Raw genomic sequence first — 21,271 nt, 5'->3', positions numbered from 1 at the left:
CGTTTTTTTAATGTTTTTTTGCCTCAAGCCCCAAAACACTCAAAAAGTTGCTGGCAAAAGCGCCATGGATGAAAGAGAAGAAGAACGCTGTCAGAACAGGAAACAGCGCATGCCACCCCCCGAGGGTGTATGTATTGGTGACCAATGCTTCATTGGAAAAAAGGAGATAATAAGCGCTTGCGGAAATAGCCCCGAAAAAAACCATCTTCCCCACCGGCTTCTTCGGTCTGTACGCACGCTGAACCGCCCTCTCGGTTCCGGTACCCTTATCTACCTTTTTGCCGGTGGTCTTTCGGGTGGCCGACCTTACGTTGAGCTGGACCTGATAACCTTCACTTGATTGCATGTCAATCTCCTTTGAGTTATAAAGATTTCTAAGATCACTCTGTTATCCTTTAGCTCCGAATCGTCTACTTCACGGCCCGGATGTAACGTTTTGCTCTTCGCTTTATATCTTGCAAATTCAGCGCCAATACGAAAAATATAATTTCACATTAATTACGAAGTGTTACACCAACACACCACAGACATGCAATTGTTGCACATTGCAACACACTCTCATCCGCAAACAGTAAATAATACGCAATAACAATACCTTAACAGCAAAACACACGAACTGTTGCATATTGCAATACATTATCTGCTTACAGAGGTTGGTCAATTGTTGCGTCCAGCTTGAACAGCTCTGGCGGACATTGGCCACAAGACATTGAATAAATAGGATATTTTTACAAAACGCGAAAAGTGATGATTGCAGGGACAAACGATAGACCAGCCAACACCCAACGATCGCCATTTATTATTGTTGCATCTTGCAACAATCACGCTCTAAAACAGGTTTCGCTGTTTTCAGTATCAACTATATTTTTAAACAGTTACACAAACCAAGCACCAACTGGAACGACATTTGCTTGCTATTAATACGTAAGGAGGAGCACAACAACTGCGTCAGGATCAAACAACGACAACAACACAGAGCAGATGACAACGGAACAGATACAGACAGGCGGGAGCTCATCCGCATCGTCAATCCCGGCAATCCTCGTGGTTACCAGGAACGGCAAGCTCAGCGAACCGGTAATGGAGTATGGCGTCAATGTTGCGGCCCGGCTGGGCTGCAGACTTCTGATAGTTTTCGTAAACACCCTGCCGCTCCTCCTGGACAGTGTCGAGAAACAGCAACAGTTCTCTGCGTCAATCGAACAAAGTGTCGCCCGGATCCGGGCAAAGGCAAAACCTCGCAACATACATGTCGACTATGTCCAGGACACGGGAAGAATAAACAAGGTAATCAACAACCTTTGCCACATTGTCAAGCGGGTGGAATTTGTGGTAATAGATAAGGGCATCAACCTGGAAAACGCACTATCCGGTTCGCCGGTTCCGGTTTTCAATGTACTATCGGTAAACAGAGCCGGGGCCGGTTATAAAACTGGGAGCCATCTAAAAACCGGCAAAAACAGCCAGGACGGGGAGAAAAGAAGCAGGATGTGCGCCTGGTTGCAGACCGCGTTTTTCGGCGCGCTGACCATCGCTGCCTATGGAGCTATTATAAAGTATCCCGAGGCGATAAGCACATTCTGGAACAAGGGGCGCCTCCACTCGTTTCTGCTCATTGGCTCCGCGTGTCTTTTTTTTATTATCCAGATCCGGTTCGCCAAAAGTTTATCCTCACTGCTCAGATCTGGAATTCAGGACGCCCCGGACCAATCCGAACCGAAAAAAGAGAGCCGGATCAGCAGCAACAAAGGTACAATGAAACAGAGAAGCACCACCGCAAGATGAGAAGCTAACCAATCATTACCTGAGAGAGTTGACCATGACAGCAGATTCCAGAAAAACTATTTTGGCCGCCATGGATACTACCGCCACCGGTCGTTCGGTCTTTAAAAAAGCACTTGTGCTGGGTTCATCCATGCGGGCAAAAGTCATTCTGGTTTCAGTAACCCCGCAGTATGAAGGGAACATGAATCGCTTCTTCATAAAAAATGCCGAACGGCAGTTTAGCGAACCATTTCGCAAGATCCTGGAAGAAGCGACCGATTACGCAACGACGCTTGGTCTTGATGTCCACACTATCCACAGGATGGGGCACCCCAGTCATGAAATTGTCGATGTTGCGCTCAAAGAACGGGCCAACATCATCCTGCTGGGCTGTGCCAAGAGGAACCAGATGGCAAGGATGCTCCTTGGACAGACAACGGCGGAGATTACCCAGAACGGTCCCTGTGACGTACTGCTCGTTCCGGAAGGAGCAGCGATCCAGTTCAACAAGGTGCTTGTCGGGGTCAACTGTTCTCAAACCAACGCCGAAGCCGCCAAGCGCGCATTTGAAGTTGCCGAAAGTTACCGCAGCGAAGTGCACGGTCTCTACGTGATCGACATCCCCCCCGACCGCTCGCTCCGCTACGCAGTACAGAAAGAGGCCGAACAACAGGCCCGCATCTGTCTGCAATCCTTTTGTTCCCAGGCTGAACAAAAGGAAATTCCAGTATTTACCGAGATAACCTGCGATACTCCCGATAAAGGACTGGTCAACTACGCCCGGAAAAAAAACATCAACCTCATCATTGTCGGTGCCAAGTCCGCGCCGAAAATGCTCGATATGTTCTGGGAAGGGGTGATCGAAAGCATTGCTTCTTCCTGCTACTGTCCGGTGCTGGTTGCCAAGGGGAACAACAGTGTCGCAAGTAACGGAGAGTTTCTCTCTTTTTTCAGCTGAAACCAGAGGGATCGACTGTTGGCTGGGACCGATCAATCGTCCTCAGGACGGTCAAGCCCGTATCTCTTGATCTTGCGCCACAGTGAAACCCTGTCGATATCGAGTATTCTCGCAGCCTTTGATTTATTTCCCTCAACTTCATCGAGCACTTCCAGGATATAGTTTTTCTCCTGTTCCTCCAGGGAGGGCCAGGTCTTGGCCACCATCCTGGACGGCGTAATTTCATTTTGCTGCAGATCTTCCACCAGATGGTCTGCTTCAATGACGCTGCACCCGTCGGCCTGCAGCAGCAGACGCTGGGCAACATTCTCAAGCTCCCGTACATTGCCCGGATATTCATACTGTTGCAGATACTGAACCACCTCACGGGAGAGTTTCGGCACAACCGAGTCCGGAGGCGCATGTTTTTTCAGGAAATGATTTGCCAGCAGCGGAATATCCTCCCGCCGCTCACCAAGAGGCGGAACACGGATGGTCAGCACATCCAGCCGGTAAAAAAGGTCGGACCTGAAAGCCCCCTCTTCCGCTTCCCGCTTGAGATCTTTGTTGGTGGCGGCCAGGATCCGTATATCTATTTTGATTTCCTCGGTTCCGCCGACCCTCATCAGGGTACGTTCCTGGATAACCCGAAGCAGTTTTACCTGCATCGGTAAAGAGAGCTCCCCCACCTCGTCGAAAAAAACCGTACCTCCTTCGGCAAGTTCCAGCAGTCCCTTCTTCACCTGGCTGGCTCCGGTAAAAGCGCCCTTTTCATGACCGAAGAGTTCGCTTGCTATCAGTTCACCGCTGAAAACACCGCAGTTGAATGCGACAAACCGCTTTTTTCTGCGGGGACTGAGCTCATGGATTGTCCTTGCGACCAGCTCCTTGCCCGTTCCGGTCTCCCCCTGAATAAGAACATTGCAATCGAGCTGGGCGACCTGGGAAATAGTTTCCCGCAGCAGCCTGGTCTTGGGACTCTGCCCTATGATTTTCAGCACCCCGGTCTTGTCGGCAATTTTCCTTCGGAGTTCGCTTACTTCCCGGCGCAGCCCCCTTTTCTCCAGCGCCTTCTGTACCAGGGCCAGCATTTCATCCATTTTTACCGGCTTTGCAAGATAGTAATACGCCCCCTTGCGCATTGCCTCAACCGCCGTATCCACAGTGGCATAGCCGGTTATGACGACCACCTCGGTATCCGGCCATATTTTTTTGGCAGCATCGAGAACTTCCATACCATCACGTTTCTTCATCCGCAAATCGGTGAGAACGAGATCGACTTCTTTCTGTTCCAGAAGAGATATGGCCTTTTCGCCGTCATCAGCGGTCAAGACATGGTACCCTTCTTTTTTGAGAACATAGGCGACATTGTCACGGGCAATCGCCTCGTCGTCGACTACAAGTATGGTTGTCGCACTCTCTTCCATCGTCAAACATTTTCAGGGGTTGAAGTTAACGGCAGATGGATGGAGAAGGATGCCCCGTGTCCCGGAGAACTTTCGACGGTTATCCGGCCCCGATGTTTCTCAATGATGCCGTAGGCAATCGACAGTCCAAGACCGGTTCCCTTGCCTTCCTCCTTGGTGGTATAAAAAGGATCGAAGAGACGATCCTGAATCTCTTCAGGGATCCCTTCTCCACTATCCCGGATCTCGATTATCGCCTCGTTGCCATCCCGATTTTCCCAGGCGCTGATAGCCACCTGCCCCTCGCCGCTGATCGCCTGAACGGCATTGATGATCATATTCAGCAGCACCTCCTGTACCCGCTGGGCGTCCATCGGCAAGACAAGGTGTTCGGAGATATCAACAGTCAACACAACGTTTGCCGGCACCTGGCTTTTTACCAGGCTGAGCGATCGCTTCACGACTTCCAGGAGGTTGACCGGCGCCACCTCAAAGTCCCTGGTTCTGGAAAATTCCAGCAACCCCTGGACCACGTCCCTTGCCCTGCATGTTTCCTGGTCTATATTACCGAGCATTTTCCTGATCATTGCCTGATCACCGGCGTCAAAATCATCGAGCGCAATCTGGCAGGAGGTTGAGATATTATTGAGAGGGTTGTTCAGCTGGTGAGCGATACCGGCGGTCAGGGTACCGATCGACGACAGTTTCTGCGACTGCACCAGCTGGTTCTGGCGCAGTTCCAGTTCATGGACCATGGTGTTAAACGCCTCCATCACCTGCTGCATCTCATCCCGGGTATTGAGGACCTCTATCTTGCTGAAGCGCCCCCTTGCGATATCCTCGGTCGCCGCCTTGATAACCCGCAACGGCTTGAATATTTTAAGGGACATGATCAGGGGCATGAAAATACCGATAGTGATGGCCACCAGTGACCAGACCAGCAGCTGCTCGATCAACTGGTTCAGGATTGAACGAATCTGCAGATGTTCAAAACTTACCAGCTCCTCGCTGGTTACAGTCATTTCCTGCCCCTCAAAACGCAGATTATCCACCATCTCGCCGTTTTTCGGCAGATTCTCCACCGCATCACCGGGGTAACGCGCATTTCCCGGGAAGACGCGCTGCCCCGACTCAGAGATCCTCACGAACTCAGTCGAAAACGCCTTCATGGCACCCTGGTACGAGAGTATCTGTTTTTTCAACTCGACCAGCAAGGGATACGCCTTAAACCGCGAAACCTGTGTCTTGATGTTTTCCACCGTTTCAAGGGCAAGATCGAGCTGTTTATGATTTTCATTCAGGGCTTCCGTCGTCCCGTAGAGAAGAAAGTTTTTTTCATACCGCCGCACCTCAAGAATGATGGAGTGAAGGCTGTATGCCAGCTCGACGACCTCAAGTTTTTCCTGGGCCTTGTACAGGTCTTCCTGGGAGGCCATCGTCATTACCAGTATCCCAAAGACATAACAGGAAAGAATTATGATTATCTTGCGTCTCAGGCTCAGGGAAGGAAGACGATATTTTTTCATAATATTCTGCACTAACAAGGGGGTAAAGGATAAACCGGTCCGTCACCAGCATGCTGTCCGCCCCCGGGCGGAATCGCTTTTTCCGGTCAAACTTGAGTCAGCAGATACAACAGGAGCATCGCCTGTAGAGAAAACGCAGCCCCTTTTATTTTTTGGCGCCGCCGGACCTTCCGCTGCTACTTCACGCCCCAGAAATCCCGGTGAAGCATTACCAGAAAAGGAATAAGTTCAAGACGACCCACGACCATATCTATGATGAAAATAACCTTGGTACTTGCCGCCAGTCCGCCAAAGCTGCCCATTGGACCGATTTCGCCAAATCCTGGCCCGATGTTGCCTATGGTGGCAGCAGTGCCGATAAAACCGATGGAGGCGTCACCTTCTATTATCGTCACGATCAACCCGGAGGCCACAAGCAGGCAGACGTAAAAAAGCAGAAAACCTATCATTTGCCGCTGGATGTTATCCGGGACGGTGGTCCTGTCGATCTTTATCGGCAGAACAGCCTGGGGATGAAGCGTCTGGGCAATCTCACGCTTGAGATACCGCCCGACAAACAGTATCCGGACCACCTTGATCCCGCCCCCCGCCGAACCGGCACAACCGCCGACGAACATGACCGTCATCAGCACGACCTGCGCCGACACCAGCCACAGCGCAAAATCGGCAGAGGAAAAACCGGTTGTCGTCAGGATTGAAACCACCTGAAAGAGACTGTCCCGCATGCTTTTTTCCAGCGACATGTCATGGCCGAAAAACAAAAATCCGCAAAGAGCGACGGACAGTACCACAACAATAAACACATAGAACATGAACTCATCGTTTTTCAGCAGGGACTTCGGTTTCAGCTGGACCAGGAACCTGTATTGCAAAGCAAAGTTACTACCGGCAAGAAACATGAAAAACGTTATTATCCAGACAACCGATGGGTTGCCGTACCCCATTATCGACTGGGGGTGCGGCGAGAAGCCGCCCGCAGCCATGGTCGAGAGGCTGTTGCATACCGCATCGAACAGAGGCATTCCGGCAAGATAAAGTAACAAAACCTCAGCTATGGTGAGCAGCACGTAGATCATCCACAGCGCTTTTGCCGTATGGGCGATACGCGGGGTTATCTTTTCCTCGGTCGGCCCCGGCGCCTCGGCAAAAAACAATCGGCGGCCGGCCACGGCAAACTGCGGAAGGATGGCGATAAACAGGACTATAATGCCCATGCCGCCGAGCCATTGACTGAGACTTCGCCAGAAGAAAAAGTCTTTGGGATACAAGGAAAAATCGGTAAGAATCGTGGCCCCGGTAGTCGTCAGTCCCGAGACCGATTCAAAGTAGGCGTCAAGAGGAGATATACCGTAAAAAAGATAAGGGATGGCACCGATCAGGGCGGTAACGAGCCAGGTGAGCGTGACCACCAGCAACCCGTCGGAACGTTTGATGGAGTCAAAATTATTGATCCGGCCGCCTTTCCATTTACAAAGCCCCCCCAGGGTGATGGAACAGCATGAAGCGACCACAAAAGGCAGGATTGAGGTATATTCCTTTTCCAGGACCGCGACCACAATGGGAGAGAGAATGATAATTCCGTAACCGATAAGAACAAGACCCAATGCGTTTGAAACAGTCTTTAATTTCATTTTGTAAATACCGCGTTGATCCCTTCCTTGTTCTCGGTTCTGGTGAATATTTTCAGCCGGTCGTTGGCATGAATAACCGTTGAACCCTTGGGGATGAGGTATCCCCTGTGACGCTTTATCATTCCGATAATTACATTGGCGGGCAGCTTGAGGTCCATGACCATGGTGTCGGGAAAATCCGCCGGCACCGTGACCCGGACCACTTCCCCCTTGCCTCTTTCAACCATGGCAAGAATATCCACGTTCCTGGTCTGGAAATGATTCAACAGCTCTCTGAGCGCCGATTCCCAGGGGGATACGACCACATCGATGCCGACACGTTCAAACAGCTTGGCATTGCGAACATTCTGGACTCTGGTTACAACCCGCTGCGCCCCCAGCTGCTTTACCAGAAGAGAGCACAGCAAGTTTTTTTCGTCATTGTTGGTAACGCAGACTACGGCGTCCATCTTGCCTATGGACTCTTCCTCAAGCAGCCCAATATCGGTTCCATCAGCCTGCAGGACCAGGCTCTTCTTGAGATTATCGGCAAGAAACTCACACCTTGCCATATCGTATTCGATAATTTTCACATTGAGATCGGCCTGCTCCATCTTCTGGGCGAGAAAAAAGCCGACGTTGCCCCCGCCAATGACCGCCACCGTCTTGATCCTGTTGTTACTTTTGGGAAAGATGTCCGCCGCCAGCATATCAAGACCAAGCCCGGTCCCCATAAATATAGCCCGGTCGCCCGCCTCGACTTTTGACGATCCGTTCGGCACAAAAAGGCCGCCGTCGCGATAAATGCCGACCATGAGAACATCGTCGGGGAAATGGTAGTCTTTGAGCGGTACGGAACACAGCGGAGAGCTTTCTCTTATGGGATACTCAAACATCTTCGCCTGCCCTTCATCGAAATACTCCACGTCTACGGCTCCCGGCACCAGCAGGATCCTGAATATATCCTGGGTAAGAAGCTGCTCGGGCCAGATAACCGTGTCAATATCGTACTTGGTGTGATAGCGATTCTGAACGGAGGGCGCGAAATTGTTAAAAATATCAACCCTAGAGACAAAACAGACAGTTTCGATTTCAGCGAGTTTTTTCGCCGTCCAGCATGCGACTATATTGGCTTCGTCGTGTACAGAACAGGCGATAAAACAGTCAGCCTTGGCCGCATTTGCTCTCTGCAGGGCCATAATATCGGTCCCGCTTCCCGAAACAAAACTGATATCAAGACTATGAAACTTCTCGGCAAGCGGCCCCTGATCGTCGATGATGGTAACGTCATGCCCCAGGTACATCCTTGATGCAATCATCCACCCTATATTGGTTGCCCCGAATAAAAGAATCCTCATATCCTACTGCCCCGCAAAGAGATATCGATCTGAATCAAAAACTTACCACAGCAAAACTTTTGAATTTCCATTGAAATAGAAGAGATTACCCCAGCAACGATGGAAAAACAACAATTCAATACCTGAATATCCGGCAAGCTCAAGTGAAAAAACTCCGCTGCCCCCTTTCGGGCAACCGCATTCATCTTCACAAAATTTGTCAGCAATCCTTCCCCCTTTTGGACTCTTTTAGTAAAAACGGACAGAATCCGGGACGGGGACCTACCTGGGGATGGTTTCTGCAGGTATCCGGTCGCTTCTGGTAAATGGTACACCGCCTGGTGTCAGGGTGGAGATAGAGGCAGTCCCCGCTGGCCATCCGGGAGAGGGTAAAGGTACCCGAACGATGATGGTAATGATCTATGAGTTTTTCCTTCTTGAGTCGACGGGCAACCTGCTTTATATTGCCGTCCTGTTCGAACTTGTCGACAAGTTCCATCCGCACAAGATCCGGAACCTTGACCTCGACCGGGAGAGTGCAACAGGTCGCCAGGCAGTCGCCGCACAACTTTTTCCTGTATTTCGTCCAGGTCGACAGATCATCTGCGGTTGCCTGGATACTTCTTGTATAAACCATACTCAATCTTTTTGTAAATGTACTATAATAGCGTCACGATGCGAGAGCACCGGCCGGGATCATCGCAAGTACAGTTGACTATAAAATCAAAAAATTCACGGGACCCCGGAAAAAAAATGTGCACCTTTACCATAGTACCGGACAATAGACCAGATATAATATTTCAAATATGATGGAACGATTCATACGCACAGAACGGCTCCTTGGTAAAGCCCGTTTTGGCAGGCTGCAGAACAAAATGGTGACGGTGGTCGGTCTGGGAGCAGTCGGCGGATATGTGGTCGAGGGACTTGTCCGTGCCGGCGTCAACCACCTGCGGATTGTCGATTTCGACATCGTACAGCCCAGCAACCTCAACCGCCAGTTGCTTGCCCTTGAGACCAATATCGGCAGATCAAAGGTCGCGCTCGCCAAAGAAAGGATTACCGCGATAAATTCCGAATGCACCGTTGAAGCCCTGCCGCTCTTTGCCGGAGAAGAGAGTATCGGCGAAATCCTCAGCCCGGCACCGTCACTGCTGATCGATGCCATAGACTCCCTCAATCCCAAGACACAGCTCCTCTACCATGCCTGGCAGCAGAACATTCCGACGATCAGCTCCATGGGGGCGGCTCTCCGTACCGATCCTGCCCTGATAAAGAGCGGCGACCTGTTTTCCTCCACCAACTGTCCACTGGCAAAACATTTACGAAAACGGCTGCGAAGAAGAGGTGTCGGACCGGGAATTTCTTGTGTCTACTCAACGGAACCGGTGGACTTCGATTATGAAAAAGAGGATGAGCAGGAACAGGCTGCGCCGCACAGCGACCGGGGCAGGCAACGCAACGTTCTTGGCAGCCTGCCGACCATCACCGGCATCTTCGGGCTCACTATAGCCAACCTCGCGATAATGCAGCTGACCGAAAAGTAGCAACAACGCCACCTGCCGCTGTCTGCTTTATATTCCCGGTACCACCGGCTGCTGGTCGTCCGCCCTGTTTTTTTGGGACACGAGGGGCTATAATAACCACAAACAGTCTTTACAGTGCACATTTTACGATATCAATTTTTCGGTGCTAAAGAGATATGATACGATTGTTTGTCGCAGTCGACCTTCCCGGAGAAATACGAAAGCGCCTTGAGCAGATGGGCGGTTCCATCAAAAAGGCAAGACCGGTTCCATCTGGACAGCTTCACCTTACACTAAAATTCATCGGAGAAGTGGAGACCGGCAGAGCCGGAGACATTGTTGAAAGTCTTGGTGAAATAAGAGAGAAAAACTTTGGTATGCGGCTTCAGGGGGTCGGCACCTTTCCGCTAAGGGGCACCCCCAGGGTCGTCTGGGCCGGCTGCGAGACCAACCGTCATAATACGGAGCTGATCCGACTGAAAAACAGAATCGAGACCGTTCTCGAGCCGCTTGGAATAGAAAGAGAAAGAAGAAAATTCGCCCCGCACATAACCCTTGCCCGGCTGAGGAACAGTCCCGCCCGCGACATCCGTGATTTTCTGACAACAAACTGGCAGCTCAAAACCCCATGGTTTACGGTAGACCGATTCACTCTCTACTCAAGCAGGCTCACCGCCAGAGGAGCAATCCATGAGGTGGAAGCCCATTACCCGCTGAACCCGGACAGCCCGCAGTAACCTGAAACCTCAATTATCCAAGATAGGCAAACCGGGCGGTAAAGTGGCGCAGTACCGGTTCCTGCGAGACAATCCTGTATCCGCGGAGCACTTCTTTCTGCTCGTTGAGGCAGGTCAGCACCTCTGCAATGTAGTCGATATGACTCTGGGTGTATACCCGGCGCGGGAAAGCGAGCCTCACCAGCTCCTGGGCGGCGGGTTTTTCAGTCCCATCCGGCTGCATCCCAAACATTACGCTGCCTATCTCCACCGCCCTGATTCCGCCCAGCAGGTAAAGCGCGTTGGTCAGCGACCAGGCCGGGTACTGAAGCGGCTCAATATGCGGCAGCATTTCGGCAGCGTTGACATACAAGGCGTGTCCGCCGGTCGGCTTGACAATTGGAATTTTCGCCAATGCCAGTTTTTCGCCAAGGGAGGCGATGGAGCGGATTCGATAGCTGAGATACTCTTCGTCAAGCGCTTCGTAAAGGCCCTTTGCCACCGCCTCCATATCATAGCCTGCCATTCCGCCATAGGTGGGGAACCCCTCCACCAGGATCTCCATATTCCGGCAACGACGCGCCAGGGTGTCGTCATTGAGCGCGAGGAAACCGCCGATATTGGCCAGACCGTCTTTTTTTGCACTCATGGTACAACCGTCCGCGTAGCTGAACATCTCGCGGGCAATTTCGATAATCGAGCTGGTTTCGTACCCTTTTTCACGGGTCTTGATAAAGTAGCAGTTTTCCGCGTATCGGCAGGCGTCAAGAAAGAACGGGACATGGTATTTTTTCGCTATCGCGCCGGTTTGACGGATATTGTCCATACTGACCGGCTGACCGCCGCCGGAATTATTGGTGACGGTCAACAGTATCGCCGGTACCCGGTTGCGGCCCTGTTCGGCCAGCAGCATCTCGAGTCGATCAAGATCTATATTGCCCTTGAAAGGGAGGACCAGACTGGGAACACGCCCCTCTTTCACCACCAGGTCCAACGCCTGGGCACCATTGTTTTCAATGTGCGCCCGGGTGGTGTCAAAGTGGTTGTTGTTTGGTATGATATCGCCCTTTTTGGCGATACAGCTAAAGAGGATATGTTCCGCGCCGCGGCCCTGGTGGGTCGGAATAACATGGTTGAACCCCATAATATCCTTTACCGCTGCCTCGAAGCGGTAAAACGAGGCGGCGCCGGCGTAGGATTCATCGCTGGCCAACATCCCCGCCCACTGGTTCGAAGACATTGCCCCGGTTCCGCTGTCGGTAAGAAGATCGATGATGACTTGCTGCGAAGAAAGCAAAAAAGGATTGTAACCGGCTTTTTTAAGGGCTTTCTGCCGCTCGGCCCGGGTGGTGAAGCGAAGCGGTTCCACCGAGTGTATGCGAAAAGGCTCGATAAGGGTCTTGGGGTAAAATTCATTCAGCTTCATGGGGTCCTCTGAAAAATTGGCGGCAACGATCCGGGCAGATGACTTTCAGCAGCACACTTGATATCCATGGCCCGGCCTTCTTGTGTTGACGCTGCAGCTAAGAGGGCTTGGCACCCTTCCCCGACTGCAGCACCCCGCTCTCCTTATTATTTTACATCACCGCTGAGATACTGGTAAATAGCCGCAAAATCACTGTCACCCAGGCCGCTTCGTTGAGCCAGACCATAAATTTCCTTGATGACATTGGTGGCAGGCAGCGAAACGTTCTGTTCGTAAGCCGTTTTCGCGACCAGTTGGAGATCTTTTCTCATCCAGCGCAGCGGAAAATGGGGCTGGTAATTCTTCTGTTCAAGAAGAGGATGCTTCCCCCTCAGAAACGGCGCGGCGACCGGGGTGTCAAGCACCACTTCGGCGATTTTTTTGTTGCTCAGCCCCAGCGACTGCCCCAGGATCAGCGCCTCGGCGTAAGCGCTCATGGCGCTGCCCAGCAAGAGATTGACCACCATCTTCATCGCCGCCCCCTGGCCGTTGTCGCCAAGATAAATCAGTTCTTTTCCCATACAGTCAAGAAGCGGGCGGCAACGCTCAACCGCCTCTCTTTTGCCGCCGGCCAGAAAGACCAGCTCACCCGATGCCGCCGGCCCCTTGGTCCCTACAACCGGGATATCGAGCAAATCCACCCCATGAGATTTCGCCGCCTGTGCCATCTGTCTGCTGAAATCCGGATCCACTGTCGAACAATCCACCCACACAGTGCCCTTTTTCAACCCTTCAAGAAATCCGTCACCACCGGTTGCCATACCCGTCACCGCGGCCGGATCGGCAAGCATGGTAAAGACCACATCAACGGCCGCACCGAGATCTTTCGGGGTCTCGGCCCAGCCAGCCCCGTCGGCGACAAGCGTGTCCGCCTTTTCTCTGGTGCGATTGTGCACAGTAAGTTCATAACCGCCGGAGATAAGATTGCGGGCCATCCGGCTGCCCATTATGCCCAGACCGACAAATCCGACTTTCATTGCTTCCTCCCCTGACAACATTTTCTCTCCCGCGGCCGGGAGGGTGATTGGTGCGCTTACTAGAACAATATCATCTGGAGTCAAAGAGTTGAATGGAATATTGCTGCATCACGGGGCGCCATCGCCAACGTTTCCTGGTTCTGGTCTTTTTTCAGAATTGATTTGACATTTAACGGCTGCAGGATCAATAATAGACCTATTCAGACTGAGCGTTCGTTCATTTTGCACTTTTCCAATTCCATGATTTGGCCACCCACAAGGAGAAAGATCATGTCCTATACAAACCTTATTATCGAAATAGACGACAACTTCATCGGCACCATAACCCTTAACAGGCCGGAACAACTCAACACCTTCAGTTCACAGATGGCGGCGGAACTGTACAGCGCGCTCATTGACATGGATCGCCATCCCGGAGTGCGGGTCATCCTGCTCAAGGGTGCCGGTAAAGCTTTTTGTGCCGGAATCGACGTCAACGAGCTTGAGGGCAAGACCGCCCTTGAGTACCGCGACTGGATAGAACATATGGAACGGCCCCTGATTGTCATCTCCCGCCTGGCCAAGCCGGTGATCGCCCAGGTCCATGGAGTTGCGGCGGCCAACGGGATGGGGTTGGCGGTGGCGGCCGACCTGACCATTGCCGCCGACCATGCCAAGATGGGGCTTACGGCGATCAACGTGGGCCTGAATTGCGTTGGCCCGGTTATACCGGTATCACGCGTGGTGGGAAGGAAAAAGGCTCTTGAGCTCCTGCTGTACGGTGACCTGATAAAAGCGCCGGAATTGCTGCAGCTTGGCCTTGTCAACAGAATCGTACCGAAAGAAGATCTGCAAGAGGAAGCTTACCGGTGGGCGGTGACCCTTGGGCGCAAGAGCCCGGTAGCGGTACAGATAGCCAAAAAAGGTTTCTACGGCTCCGAAGACATGGGCTATCTCAAACAGTTTGAACTGATGAATGAAGCTTTTGCCAGGCTGTGCACCACCAGCGACGCCAGGGAGGGGGTTGCCGCTTTTTTTGAGAAGCGCCGGCCGCAGTGGAAACAGTGCTAACCAGCCTACACCGCTTTTCGCCCAGACAGATCACCGGACTATTCTGGTGAATTTCGCCCCTTCTATGGTGAGATTGTACATCAGCCCCTTGTTGTTGAAGACAAAAGCGATGATCGGATCGGCAAATTCGGTGGAGGACAGATCCTCTCCCACCCCCCACTGGGCGATGGCAACCGAGCCGTCCACGCCGGCTTCCCAGCCTTCACTGTTTATAAACCGCTGCAGGGCACCCTGGTCGAGAAAGACGATAACCAGCGTCTTTACCTGCGCTCCCAGCTGGAAACCGAAAGAAGCACCGGCGGTATTGTAGTAATGTACTGTTTTCCCCCCTATCCTGAGAGCACCTTCGCCATACTCCCCGCCGACAACGAACCCGGCCTTGATGACCTTTGGAAAGACCAGCACACCTTCCGCCTTCGCAAGAAAAGTTCCTCCCCCCCGAACCTCTTTGGCAAACTCCTGGAGGGTGACGTCCACCTCTATATCGATCTGTTGGGCGGACGCGCCGAAACTGTCAGCGACAAAAAAGAACATAGCCAGGAGTACGGCGGCCGCTGCCGCTGCCTTTTTCATTGTAGCCACCAGGGATGTTTTCATATTCTCCACCATACCGATTGAACTGTCTGTCTGTTTTTTACCCGTTTTTCAGGGTTGTTTTCAGGCTGGCTCCAGGTGCGCAGCCAAGATGGGCGATAAGCGTCGCGCATCATGAAAACAATATACTCATTTTTTAAAAAACAGGAAGCAGTGATGCGGCTGCAACCTTAACTCCGGCAATTCCCCTGCTCTTTCCGCTCAGAAACTGTCCGCCAGTTCAACTCCCTGGCTGATTGCCCGCTTTGCGTCCAGCTCTCCCGCCTTAAGAGCGCCGCCGATCAGGTGGTATCTCATCTTGCCATTTGCAAGTTGCTCGGCGAGCTCAAGCTCCGATTCCTGCCCGGCGCAGATGACGATTTCGTCGACTTCAAGCAGCTGTTTTTCCCCGCCGCGCCGGATAACAAGCCCGCTGTCCGTTGCCGCCACATACTCTACCCCGTTTAACATCTTTACCCCGTTTTTCTTGAGCAGGCTCCGATGTATCCAGCCGGTGGTCTTGCCAAGATTTATTCCCGGTTTTTTGTTGCTGCGCTGGAGCAGGTACACGGATCTTGGAGGATCCATTTTTTTCATCTCCTTCAAGCCGCCCTGGCTGCGATACTGCATATCCACCCCCCATTCATCCATAAAACAAGCCACAGCGTCACCGTTGTCTTGACTGTTGTGGACAAGGTAAGCGGCAACATCAAAACCTATTCCACCTGCACCGATAATCGCAACCGACCTGCCCGGCTGTTTCTGCCCGGACAGCAGTTGGTTGTATACTGACACGTTTGGTCCCTCGATCCCCTCCAGTTCAATCCGGCGCGGTTTCACCCCTGTTGCAATGACAATCTCGTCATACCTGCAGAGTTCGGCAACGCCGGGACGCTTTCCAAGACGGACCTCAACGTCCAGGAGCTCAAGCTGGTGCTTAAAATATCGTAATGTTTCACCAAATTCCTCCTTTCCAGGGATCTTTTTTGCCAGGAGGAACTGGCCGCCGATCTGCTCACCGGCTTCATAGAGGGTCACGGAAAAACCTCTTGCGGCCGCAGTGACGGCGCATGAAAGCCCGGCAGGACCCGCCCCCACCACCGCTATACGCTTGTGGGTTACGGTTTTTCTTAAAATCTTGCTGGTCTCAAAACAGGCCCTGGGGTTCACGAGGCAACTGGCGATCTTGCGGGTAAATATATGGTCCAGGCACGCCTGGTTGCAGGCGATGCAGGTATTGATCTCATCCGTTTTTCCCTTCGCAGCTTTTTCCACCCAGTCAGGATCAGCGAGAAACGGCCTGGCCATGCTCACCATGTCGGCGCACCGGTTCTCAAGCGCCGCCTCTGCAACCTCAGGCATGTTGATACGGTTGCTGGTCACAAGGGGGATTGAGACCTTGCCCATCAGTCGCCCGGTCACCCATGTGAACCCTCCCCGAGGCACCAGCGTGGCGATGGTCGGAATCCTCGCCTCGTGCCACCCGATCCCGGTATTGATAATCGTCGCCCCCGCCTCCTCCACCTTCCTGGCGAGTTCCACCACCTCGTCCCAGGTTGATCCGTTTTTCACCAGGTCGAGCATGGAAAGCCTGTAAATTATGATAAAATCCTCGCCCACTTCCCTGCGTATCGCCTTGATTATCTCCAGTGGAAACCTGATCCTGTTGGCAAAAGTCCCCCCCCACCGGTCCTGCCTGCGATTGGTCTTGCCGACTATGAACTGGTTGATGAGATATCCTTCCGATCCCATTATCTCAACGCCATCATACCCCCCTTCGCGGGCCAGGGCGGCGCAGGCTGCAAAGTCCAGGATGGTACTGTCTATTCCCCGCTCACTCAGCACCCGTGGCTTGAATCTGTTGATCGGTGCCCTTATCGGGCTTGGCGCGACGCACAGGGGATGATAGCCGTAACGGCCGGCGTGTAGTATCTGCATGCAGATCTTGCCGCCTCCATCATGGACTTCCGAGGTGATCACCCGATGATCCCGCACCTGCCGCCGATTGGCGAGCCGCAGCGAAAACGGTGCCAGCCACCCGGCCCTGTTGGGCGCCACTCCGCCGGTTACAATCAACCCAACACCGCCCCGGACCCGTGTTTTATAAAACTGCGCCATACGGTAGAAGCCGTCTCTGTCTTCTTCCAGGCCGGTATGCATAGACCCCATCAACACCCTGTTTTTCAATGTGGTGAAGCCAAGATCAATGGGCCTGAACAGGTTCGGATAGAAGGGGTTTTGATTCTGCTGCATCTATAGTTACCTCCGTTTTTATCTGGATATCTGATGCTTTTACGTTGCGTCTCGAGCATGATGTACTACTATAACCGGGACAGAACTGTAACAATACATATCATCGACGAGCCAGGGCAATGAATTACCAGGGAAATATTTTCAGACCGCCAAGCGAAGCCTATTCCATCCTCCTGCAGGTTACTACAGGGTGCTCCCATAATAAATGCAGTTTCTGCTCAATGTACAAGGGGAGCCGATTCACCATCAAGGATGATGCCACCATAATGGCCGACATCGATTTTGCCGCCGCCCACTGCAGGGGCCAGGACCGGCTTTTCCTGTGCGACGGCGATGCGCTTATCATTCCCCAGAAGCGGCTGGTCGGGATACTGCAGGCAGTCAAAACGAAGCTGCCCTGGGTAACCAGGGTGGGAACCTACGCCAACACCAAGTCAATCAGGATGAAGAGTCCTGAGCAGCTGCGCGAGCTTCGCGAAAACGGCCTGGGGATCGCCTATATGGGCCTTGAGTCCGGCGACGACCAGACCCTTGGCGCGATCAACAAAGGGGCAGACAGCGGGAGAATGATTGAGACGGGGCGCAAAATAAGAGACGCCGGCATAAAACTTTCTATCACCGTCCTGCTCGGGATAGCCGGAGTCGAGCGTTCCGCCGTTCATGCCCTAGAGACCGGCAGAGTACTGAGTGCCATTGACCCTGAATACGTGGGCGCCCTGTCGCTGATGCTTACCGACGGCAGCCCGCTTTACGAAGCAGCGCAAAACGGCACCTTTACGCTGCCCTCTCCGACCGGGGTCCTTGAGGAACTGGGGATAATGTTCGCAGCCACGGAACTTTCCAACGGCTATTTCCATGCCAACCACGCGTCCAACTACCTGCCGATCAAAGCGCTGCTACCCCGGGACAAGGAGAAAACCCTCAAGCTCATAGACAAGGCGCTTTCAGGCAAGCTCAGCCTCAAGCCGGAATATCTGCGGGGGCTGTAATTTATTTTGCCGGCTCATAATGCGACAACGGTCCCTGCCGTCGTAAAGGCAGGGACCGTTGTCGTTTAAAATAACACTCTGCGCTTTGTTCATTCGCCGCCGTCCTGAACGGTTCCTGAAAAACCGGACGGCACAGACAAATCAAGCCTAAAAGCGGTAATCCAGCCCCACGGTGACCAGAACTGCCGCAGCATTCTTGAATTCGCCGTATACCGCACCGGCGGGATCAACTTTCACTTCCCGCGTCTCCTTGTAATCGTAGAGCGCGGAGATACCAAGATCCATCTTTTCGCTTACCGCGTACTGCATACCGACGGAATAGAGCCACGCGTCCGAGTCCGGGATCGAGAAATCGACGTTCGGCGTCGGAATCGGGTTCTCGTCGATGCCGAACCCGGCCATCAGATCGATTTTTTCATTGAGCCCGTAGGTGAGCCCTATCCTGAATGCGTCGGTATCGTCCCAATTCCTGTCCAGCGCAGGCTCAAAAGGATTGCCGGGAATCTGCGGGGTGAAGTTGAAATCAAGGGTTTCGTACTCCGACCAGAAGGTCCTGTCCCAGGTGAACTCCACGTTGAGGTTATCCATTACGTCATACGCCACGGAAAGAGCCAGGACCGCCGGCGCCGGCACAGAGACTTCAGCCTCGGGCGAAATCATAAATCCCATCAGATTGAGATCCGCCCGATCTTCAAAATCAAGATCGACGTTGGAGCGATAGGTCGCGGCAATATTAAGCTTGTCCGAGGGCTTTACCGCGATGGCCGCATTCCACCCCCATTCCACGGTATCACCGTCCATATCCCTTGACAGCGGAAGCCCGAGCACGCTGGCATCACTTTTTACCGTCGCGTCGGCGTAGAGCATCCGGGGCCCGACGGCAACCGAGATTTTATCTCCCAGGCTGTACGACACCACCGGGTTCACCTCGATCACCATAAGGGAAAACTCCTCAGCGTAAGCCTGGCCGTACCCGTTCTCCCACCTCTTGGTAAGCCCGTAGGGCGCAACAACCGACAGGCCGAACCGGGCTCCGCCATAGTCGGGAGAAACAACAAAGCCGGTGGGTAAAATGAAATGTTCCGCCTCCGACTCATGGTTGAACATGGGCGTCCTTGCGTCGGTGTAGTCATTTGGCGCAAGATAGATGTAGGTGGCATTGAGCTGAGTATGCCAGGTATCGTCCATGAAACTCATGTTGGCGGGATTGTAGTAAGCGACATCGGCGCGGGTGGATGACGCGATATTGGCCCCGACCTTGGCCGTTGAGTCAACCGATTGTTCAGGAATACGCCATCCTGAAGCCATCGCCGAGCCAGCAACAACAACCGATGCCAGTGCCAACACAGAAATTTTCTTCTTCATTTCTCTCTCCCTTTAATGTTGATAATCTCTTGAACCAGTGGCCTGAAATCAACTACAGCTTCAGTCTTCATCAAGCATCCCCGCCGCTGCCTCCTGCCCAGCTGCAGGGTAAAATCGGGGTGCCCGACAAGACAGTGTCAACAAATATACGGTCTACAAATAGATTTCTATTACAAAAAAAAAGGAAAGTCAATATTATCAGATAGCTAACACTTTCAAAGATTTTACGGGCCTCTTTCAATGGCCCTTAAGAAAAGTCAGGCGGGTTGTGCGCTCACCTCCAGTTTTTCCAGGTCTTTTTTGATATCCCCTGTAATTTCCACCGCACGACCTGTTTTGTCGATAATGACAAAGGTGACCAGACAGTCGGCTGCAACTTTTCGTGATTCTTTAAAGACAGCCTCCTGCCGCAAAACAGCGCTCCGGTTACCCACTTCGACAAGCTCGGTTGAAATGAGCAGGGTCTCTCCCACGGGTACTGCCTTGCGGTAGTTGATGTTGATATTCACCACGAGAAACCCGAGTCCTTTTTTCGACCAGGCGATAAGGTCAACTTTCGACTCAAGTCCTGTCCACCGGGCTTCCTCGAAGAATTCCAGGTACCGGGCATTATTGACATGCCCGTAAAAGTCCGCATGATAACCGCGGATCTTGATTTCATTGTCAAAGCTCACTTTCAGCATCCATTGTTGTGATTTATTTCCGGCCCGGTGTCTTGGTCAACACCGGAACCGGAAATTATGGGGGGGTGCCTATTTTTCCGGACTCCCTCAGAGCTTTTTCCTGAGCCAGCTGAAAAAACCGGAAGGCAGCTTTCGCGCCCTGTTGTTCACGTTCACCATGAATCCAGGCACGTTTTACAGCGATTTGATTTTTTCAGTCAGCGCCGGAACCAGCTGCTTCAGATCGGCCACCACCAGCACATCGGCTACCTCACCTATGGGCGCGTCCTTATCGGTATTTATGGCTACTATAAACTCGGATTTCTTCATGCCGGCAAGATGCTGAATAGCCCCCGATATTCCGCAGGCGATGTAAAGCTTGGGCGCTACGGTCTGTCCCGTTGTTCCGACCTGGCGGTTATGTTCGACCCACTCGGCGTCGACCACTGGCCGGCTTGCACCATATTCGCCGCCCAGAGCCGCAGCAAGATCCGCCACTATAGACACGTTCTCCGGTTTGCCTATCCCACGGCCGGCACTGACGATTATCGTGGCTTTACCGAGATCGACCCCTCCGCTTTCCGCCTGTTCATATCCGGTGAACTCGATACCGTCGGAGCTGTCCTGATTTATCTTTTCCACCGAGGGCGTACCCGCAGGCTCTTCGGTGAGCCCGAAAGCACCGGCCTGAAGTGTAACAACGGTCTTGACGGTGGATGTCTTCACCTTCCGCCGCAGCTTGGCGTTACAGGCAGGCACTACCAACTGACCGTCTTGCACCTCAACCACTTCCGAAACCTGGGCCGCATTGAGACTGTAGGCGATTCGCGGGGCCAGGTCCCAGCCGTAGGAGGAATGGCAGAATACGACCATATCCGGATTTTCCTTCTCCACCACTTCAAGTATCAGTGATTTATGGCAGCTGGGATTATACTCCCCCGCAGTCCCGGAATCGGCAAGGTAGAGGGTACCGTCATAAGCCGGCAGATCACCTTCGGCGCCGACCAGAAACATAGCGGTATCAGCGCCCAATTCCCGGGCGAACGCGACCAGTTCATAGCTGGAGTTCAGGAGTTTGCCCTCACGGCTTTCAGCAACAAGTAACAGTTTCATAT

The 21,271-nt window shown here is 52.8% G+C and carries 19 protein-coding genes; 6 read left to right on the top strand and 13 right to left on the bottom strand.

Annotated elements, in window-relative coordinates:
• Window positions 1-7: 7 nt before the first annotated feature.
• Window positions 8-346, bottom strand: coding sequence for a hypothetical protein (locus tag BLQ17_RS03440; RefSeq protein WP_092219826.1), 339 nt, complete (start codon window positions 344-346; stop codon window positions 8-10).
• 635 nt (window positions 347-981) lie between these two features.
• On the opposite strand from BLQ17_RS03440, the gene BLQ17_RS03435 reads away from it, so the two are divergent.
• Both BLQ17_RS03435 and BLQ17_RS03430 read left to right on the top strand, forming a co-directional pair.
• Window positions 982-1,785 carry a universal stress protein gene (locus BLQ17_RS03435; protein ID WP_092219825.1) on the top strand — a complete coding sequence of 268 codons (804 nt, stop codon included), beginning with the start codon at window positions 982-984 and terminating at the stop codon, window positions 1,783-1,785.
• Between the two features lie 34 nt (window positions 1,786-1,819).
• A complete protein-coding gene (locus BLQ17_RS03430; RefSeq protein WP_092219824.1) occupies window positions 1,820-2,722 on the top strand; it encodes a universal stress protein in 903 nt (300 codons plus the stop codon).
• Window positions 2,723-2,754: 32 nt separating this feature from the next.
• On the opposite strand, the gene BLQ17_RS03425 is transcribed toward BLQ17_RS03430, so the two are convergent.
• From BLQ17_RS03425 to BLQ17_RS03400, 5 genes are all read right to left on the bottom strand, one after another.
• Window positions 2,755-4,128 carry a sigma-54-dependent transcriptional regulator gene (locus BLQ17_RS03425; protein WP_092219823.1) on the bottom strand — a complete coding sequence of 458 codons (1,374 nt, stop codon included), beginning with the start codon at window positions 4,126-4,128 and terminating at the stop codon, window positions 2,755-2,757.
• Between the two features lie 2 nt (window positions 4,129-4,130).
• Window positions 4,131-5,633 carry a sensor histidine kinase gene (locus BLQ17_RS03420; RefSeq protein ID WP_092219822.1) on the bottom strand — a complete coding sequence of 501 codons (1,503 nt, stop codon included), beginning with the start codon at window positions 5,631-5,633 and terminating at the stop codon, window positions 4,131-4,133.
• 176 nt (window positions 5,634-5,809) lie between these two features.
• Window positions 5,810-7,264 (bottom strand): TrkH family potassium uptake protein, encoded by a 1,455-nt coding sequence (locus BLQ17_RS03415; RefSeq protein ID WP_092219820.1) that lies wholly within the window; start codon window positions 7,262-7,264, stop codon window positions 5,810-5,812.
• Window positions 7,261-8,601, bottom strand: a complete 1,341-nt coding sequence (trkA, locus tag BLQ17_RS03410) for a Trk system potassium transporter TrkA (RefSeq protein WP_092219818.1) — start codon at window positions 8,599-8,601, stop codon at window positions 7,261-7,263. The genes BLQ17_RS03415 and trkA overlap by 4 nt, the downstream gene beginning before the upstream one ends.
• A 199-nt stretch (window positions 8,602-8,800) precedes the next feature.
• Complete coding sequence (locus tag BLQ17_RS03400) at window positions 8,801-9,217, bottom strand: YkgJ family cysteine cluster protein (RefSeq protein ID WP_092219814.1); 417 nt, start codon at window positions 9,215-9,217, stop codon at window positions 8,801-8,803.
• 169 nt (window positions 9,218-9,386) lie between these two features.
• Between BLQ17_RS03400 and BLQ17_RS03395 the strand changes: the two genes are divergently transcribed.
• Window positions 9,387-10,127, top strand: a complete 741-nt coding sequence (locus BLQ17_RS03395) for a tRNA threonylcarbamoyladenosine dehydratase (protein ID WP_245694971.1) — start codon at window positions 9,387-9,389, stop codon at window positions 10,125-10,127.
• Window positions 10,128-10,282: 155 nt separating this feature from the next.
• Window positions 10,283-10,843 carry an RNA 2',3'-cyclic phosphodiesterase gene (gene thpR, locus BLQ17_RS03390; RefSeq protein ID WP_092219812.1) on the top strand — a complete coding sequence of 187 codons (561 nt, stop codon included), beginning with the start codon at window positions 10,283-10,285 and terminating at the stop codon, window positions 10,841-10,843.
• Between the two features lie 13 nt (window positions 10,844-10,856).
• Here the strand turns inward: thpR and BLQ17_RS03385 are convergent, their stop codons facing one another.
• A complete protein-coding gene (locus BLQ17_RS03385; RefSeq protein ID WP_092219810.1) occupies window positions 10,857-12,248 on the bottom strand; it encodes a tryptophanase in 1,392 nt (463 codons plus the stop codon).
• Between the two features lie 146 nt (window positions 12,249-12,394).
• Window positions 12,395-13,264, bottom strand: coding sequence for an NAD(P)-dependent oxidoreductase (locus BLQ17_RS03380; protein WP_092219809.1), 870 nt, complete (start codon window positions 13,262-13,264; stop codon window positions 12,395-12,397).
• 270 nt (window positions 13,265-13,534) lie between these two features.
• Here BLQ17_RS03380 and BLQ17_RS03375 point away from each other — a divergent pair, with 270 nt between their 5' ends.
• Window positions 13,535-14,314 carry an enoyl-CoA hydratase/isomerase family protein gene (locus BLQ17_RS03375; RefSeq protein ID WP_092219806.1) on the top strand — a complete coding sequence of 260 codons (780 nt, stop codon included), beginning with the start codon at window positions 13,535-13,537 and terminating at the stop codon, window positions 14,312-14,314.
• A 30-nt stretch (window positions 14,315-14,344) separates the two neighbouring features.
• Here the strand turns inward: BLQ17_RS03375 and BLQ17_RS03370 are convergent, their stop codons facing one another.
• Both BLQ17_RS03370 and BLQ17_RS03365 read right to left on the bottom strand, forming a co-directional pair.
• Entirely contained in the window at window positions 14,345-14,911 is a 567-nt protein-coding gene (locus tag BLQ17_RS03370) for a lipid-binding SYLF domain-containing protein (RefSeq protein WP_092219804.1), read from the bottom strand.
• Between the two features lie 198 nt (window positions 14,912-15,109).
• The gene (locus BLQ17_RS03365) at window positions 15,110-17,140 is read right to left on the bottom strand and encodes an NADPH-dependent 2,4-dienoyl-CoA reductase (RefSeq protein ID WP_092219802.1); all 2,031 of its coding nucleotides are present in this window, start codon (window positions 17,138-17,140) and stop codon (window positions 15,110-15,112) included.
• A 119-nt stretch (window positions 17,141-17,259) separates the two neighbouring features.
• On the opposite strand from BLQ17_RS03365, the gene BLQ17_RS03360 reads away from it, so the two are divergent.
• A complete protein-coding gene (locus BLQ17_RS03360) occupies window positions 17,260-18,129 on the top strand; it encodes a radical SAM protein (protein WP_092219800.1) in 870 nt (289 codons plus the stop codon).
• Window positions 18,130-18,276: 147 nt separating this feature from the next.
• Here the strand turns inward: BLQ17_RS03360 and BLQ17_RS03355 are convergent, their stop codons facing one another.
• The 3 genes from BLQ17_RS03355 to BLQ17_RS03345 form a co-directional block, all read right to left on the bottom strand.
• Window positions 18,277-19,494 (bottom strand): OmpP1/FadL family transporter, encoded by a 1,218-nt coding sequence (locus BLQ17_RS03355; protein ID WP_092219798.1) that lies wholly within the window; start codon window positions 19,492-19,494, stop codon window positions 18,277-18,279.
• A 257-nt stretch (window positions 19,495-19,751) separates the two neighbouring features.
• On the bottom strand, window positions 19,752-20,168 hold the full coding sequence (locus tag BLQ17_RS03350; protein ID WP_218121710.1) for an acyl-CoA thioesterase: 417 nt from the start codon (window positions 20,166-20,168) through the stop codon (window positions 19,752-19,754).
• 183 nt (window positions 20,169-20,351) lie between these two features.
• Window positions 20,352-21,269, bottom strand: a complete 918-nt coding sequence (locus tag BLQ17_RS03345; protein ID WP_092219794.1) for an electron transfer flavoprotein subunit alpha/FixB family protein — start codon at window positions 21,267-21,269, stop codon at window positions 20,352-20,354.
• Window positions 21,270-21,271: the final 2 nt, after the last annotated feature.

It is taken from the genome of Desulforhopalus singaporensis (assembly GCF_900104445.1).
GTDB classification, from domain to species: Bacteria; Desulfobacterota; Desulfobulbia; order Desulfobulbales; family Desulfocapsaceae; genus Desulforhopalus_A; species Desulforhopalus_A singaporensis.
This window is presented reverse-complemented; position numbering and strand designations above follow the sequence as displayed.

Coding starts and splice junctions, on each gene's coding strand:
- BLQ17_RS03440 (WP_092219826.1), bottom strand. CDS start 346: ATGCAATCAAGTGAAGGTTATCAGGTCCAGCTCAACGTAAGGTCGGCC.
- BLQ17_RS03435 (WP_092219825.1), top strand. CDS start 982: ATGACAACGGAACAGATACAGACAGGCGGGAGCTCATCCGCATCGTCA.
- BLQ17_RS03430 (WP_092219824.1), top strand. CDS start 1,820: ATGACAGCAGATTCCAGAAAAACTATTTTGGCCGCCATGGATACTACC.
- BLQ17_RS03425 (WP_092219823.1), bottom strand. CDS start 4,128: ATGGAAGAGAGTGCGACAACCATACTTGTAGTCGACGACGAGGCGATT.
- BLQ17_RS03420 (WP_092219822.1), bottom strand. CDS start 5,633: ATGAAAAAATATCGTCTTCCTTCCCTGAGCCTGAGACGCAAGATAATC.
- BLQ17_RS03415 (WP_092219820.1), bottom strand. CDS start 7,264: ATGAAATTAAAGACTGTTTCAAACGCATTGGGTCTTGTTCTTATCGGT.
- trkA (WP_092219818.1), bottom strand. CDS start 8,601: ATGAGGATTCTTTTATTCGGGGCAACCAATATAGGGTGGATGATTGCA.
- BLQ17_RS03400 (WP_092219814.1), bottom strand. CDS start 9,217: ATGGTTTATACAAGAAGTATCCAGGCAACCGCAGATGATCTGTCGACC.
- BLQ17_RS03395 (WP_245694971.1), top strand. CDS start 9,387: ATGATGGAACGATTCATACGCACAGAACGGCTCCTTGGTAAAGCCCGT.
- thpR (WP_092219812.1), top strand. CDS start 10,283: ATGATACGATTGTTTGTCGCAGTCGACCTTCCCGGAGAAATACGAAAG.
- BLQ17_RS03385 (WP_092219810.1), bottom strand. CDS start 12,248: ATGAAGCTGAATGAATTTTACCCCAAGACCCTTATCGAGCCTTTTCGC.
- BLQ17_RS03380 (WP_092219809.1), bottom strand. CDS start 13,264: ATGAAAGTCGGATTTGTCGGTCTGGGCATAATGGGCAGCCGGATGGCC.
- BLQ17_RS03375 (WP_092219806.1), top strand. CDS start 13,535: ATGTCCTATACAAACCTTATTATCGAAATAGACGACAACTTCATCGGC.
- BLQ17_RS03370 (WP_092219804.1), bottom strand. CDS start 14,911: ATGAAAACATCCCTGGTGGCTACAATGAAAAAGGCAGCGGCAGCGGCC.
- BLQ17_RS03365 (WP_092219802.1), bottom strand. CDS start 17,140: ATGCAGCAGAATCAAAACCCCTTCTATCCGAACCTGTTCAGGCCCATT.
- BLQ17_RS03360 (WP_092219800.1), top strand. CDS start 17,260: ATGAATTACCAGGGAAATATTTTCAGACCGCCAAGCGAAGCCTATTCC.
- BLQ17_RS03355 (WP_092219798.1), bottom strand. CDS start 19,494: ATGAAGAAGAAAATTTCTGTGTTGGCACTGGCATCGGTTGTTGTTGCT.
- BLQ17_RS03345 (WP_092219794.1), bottom strand. CDS start 21,269: ATGAAACTGTTACTTGTTGCTGAAAGCCGTGAGGGCAAACTCCTGAAC.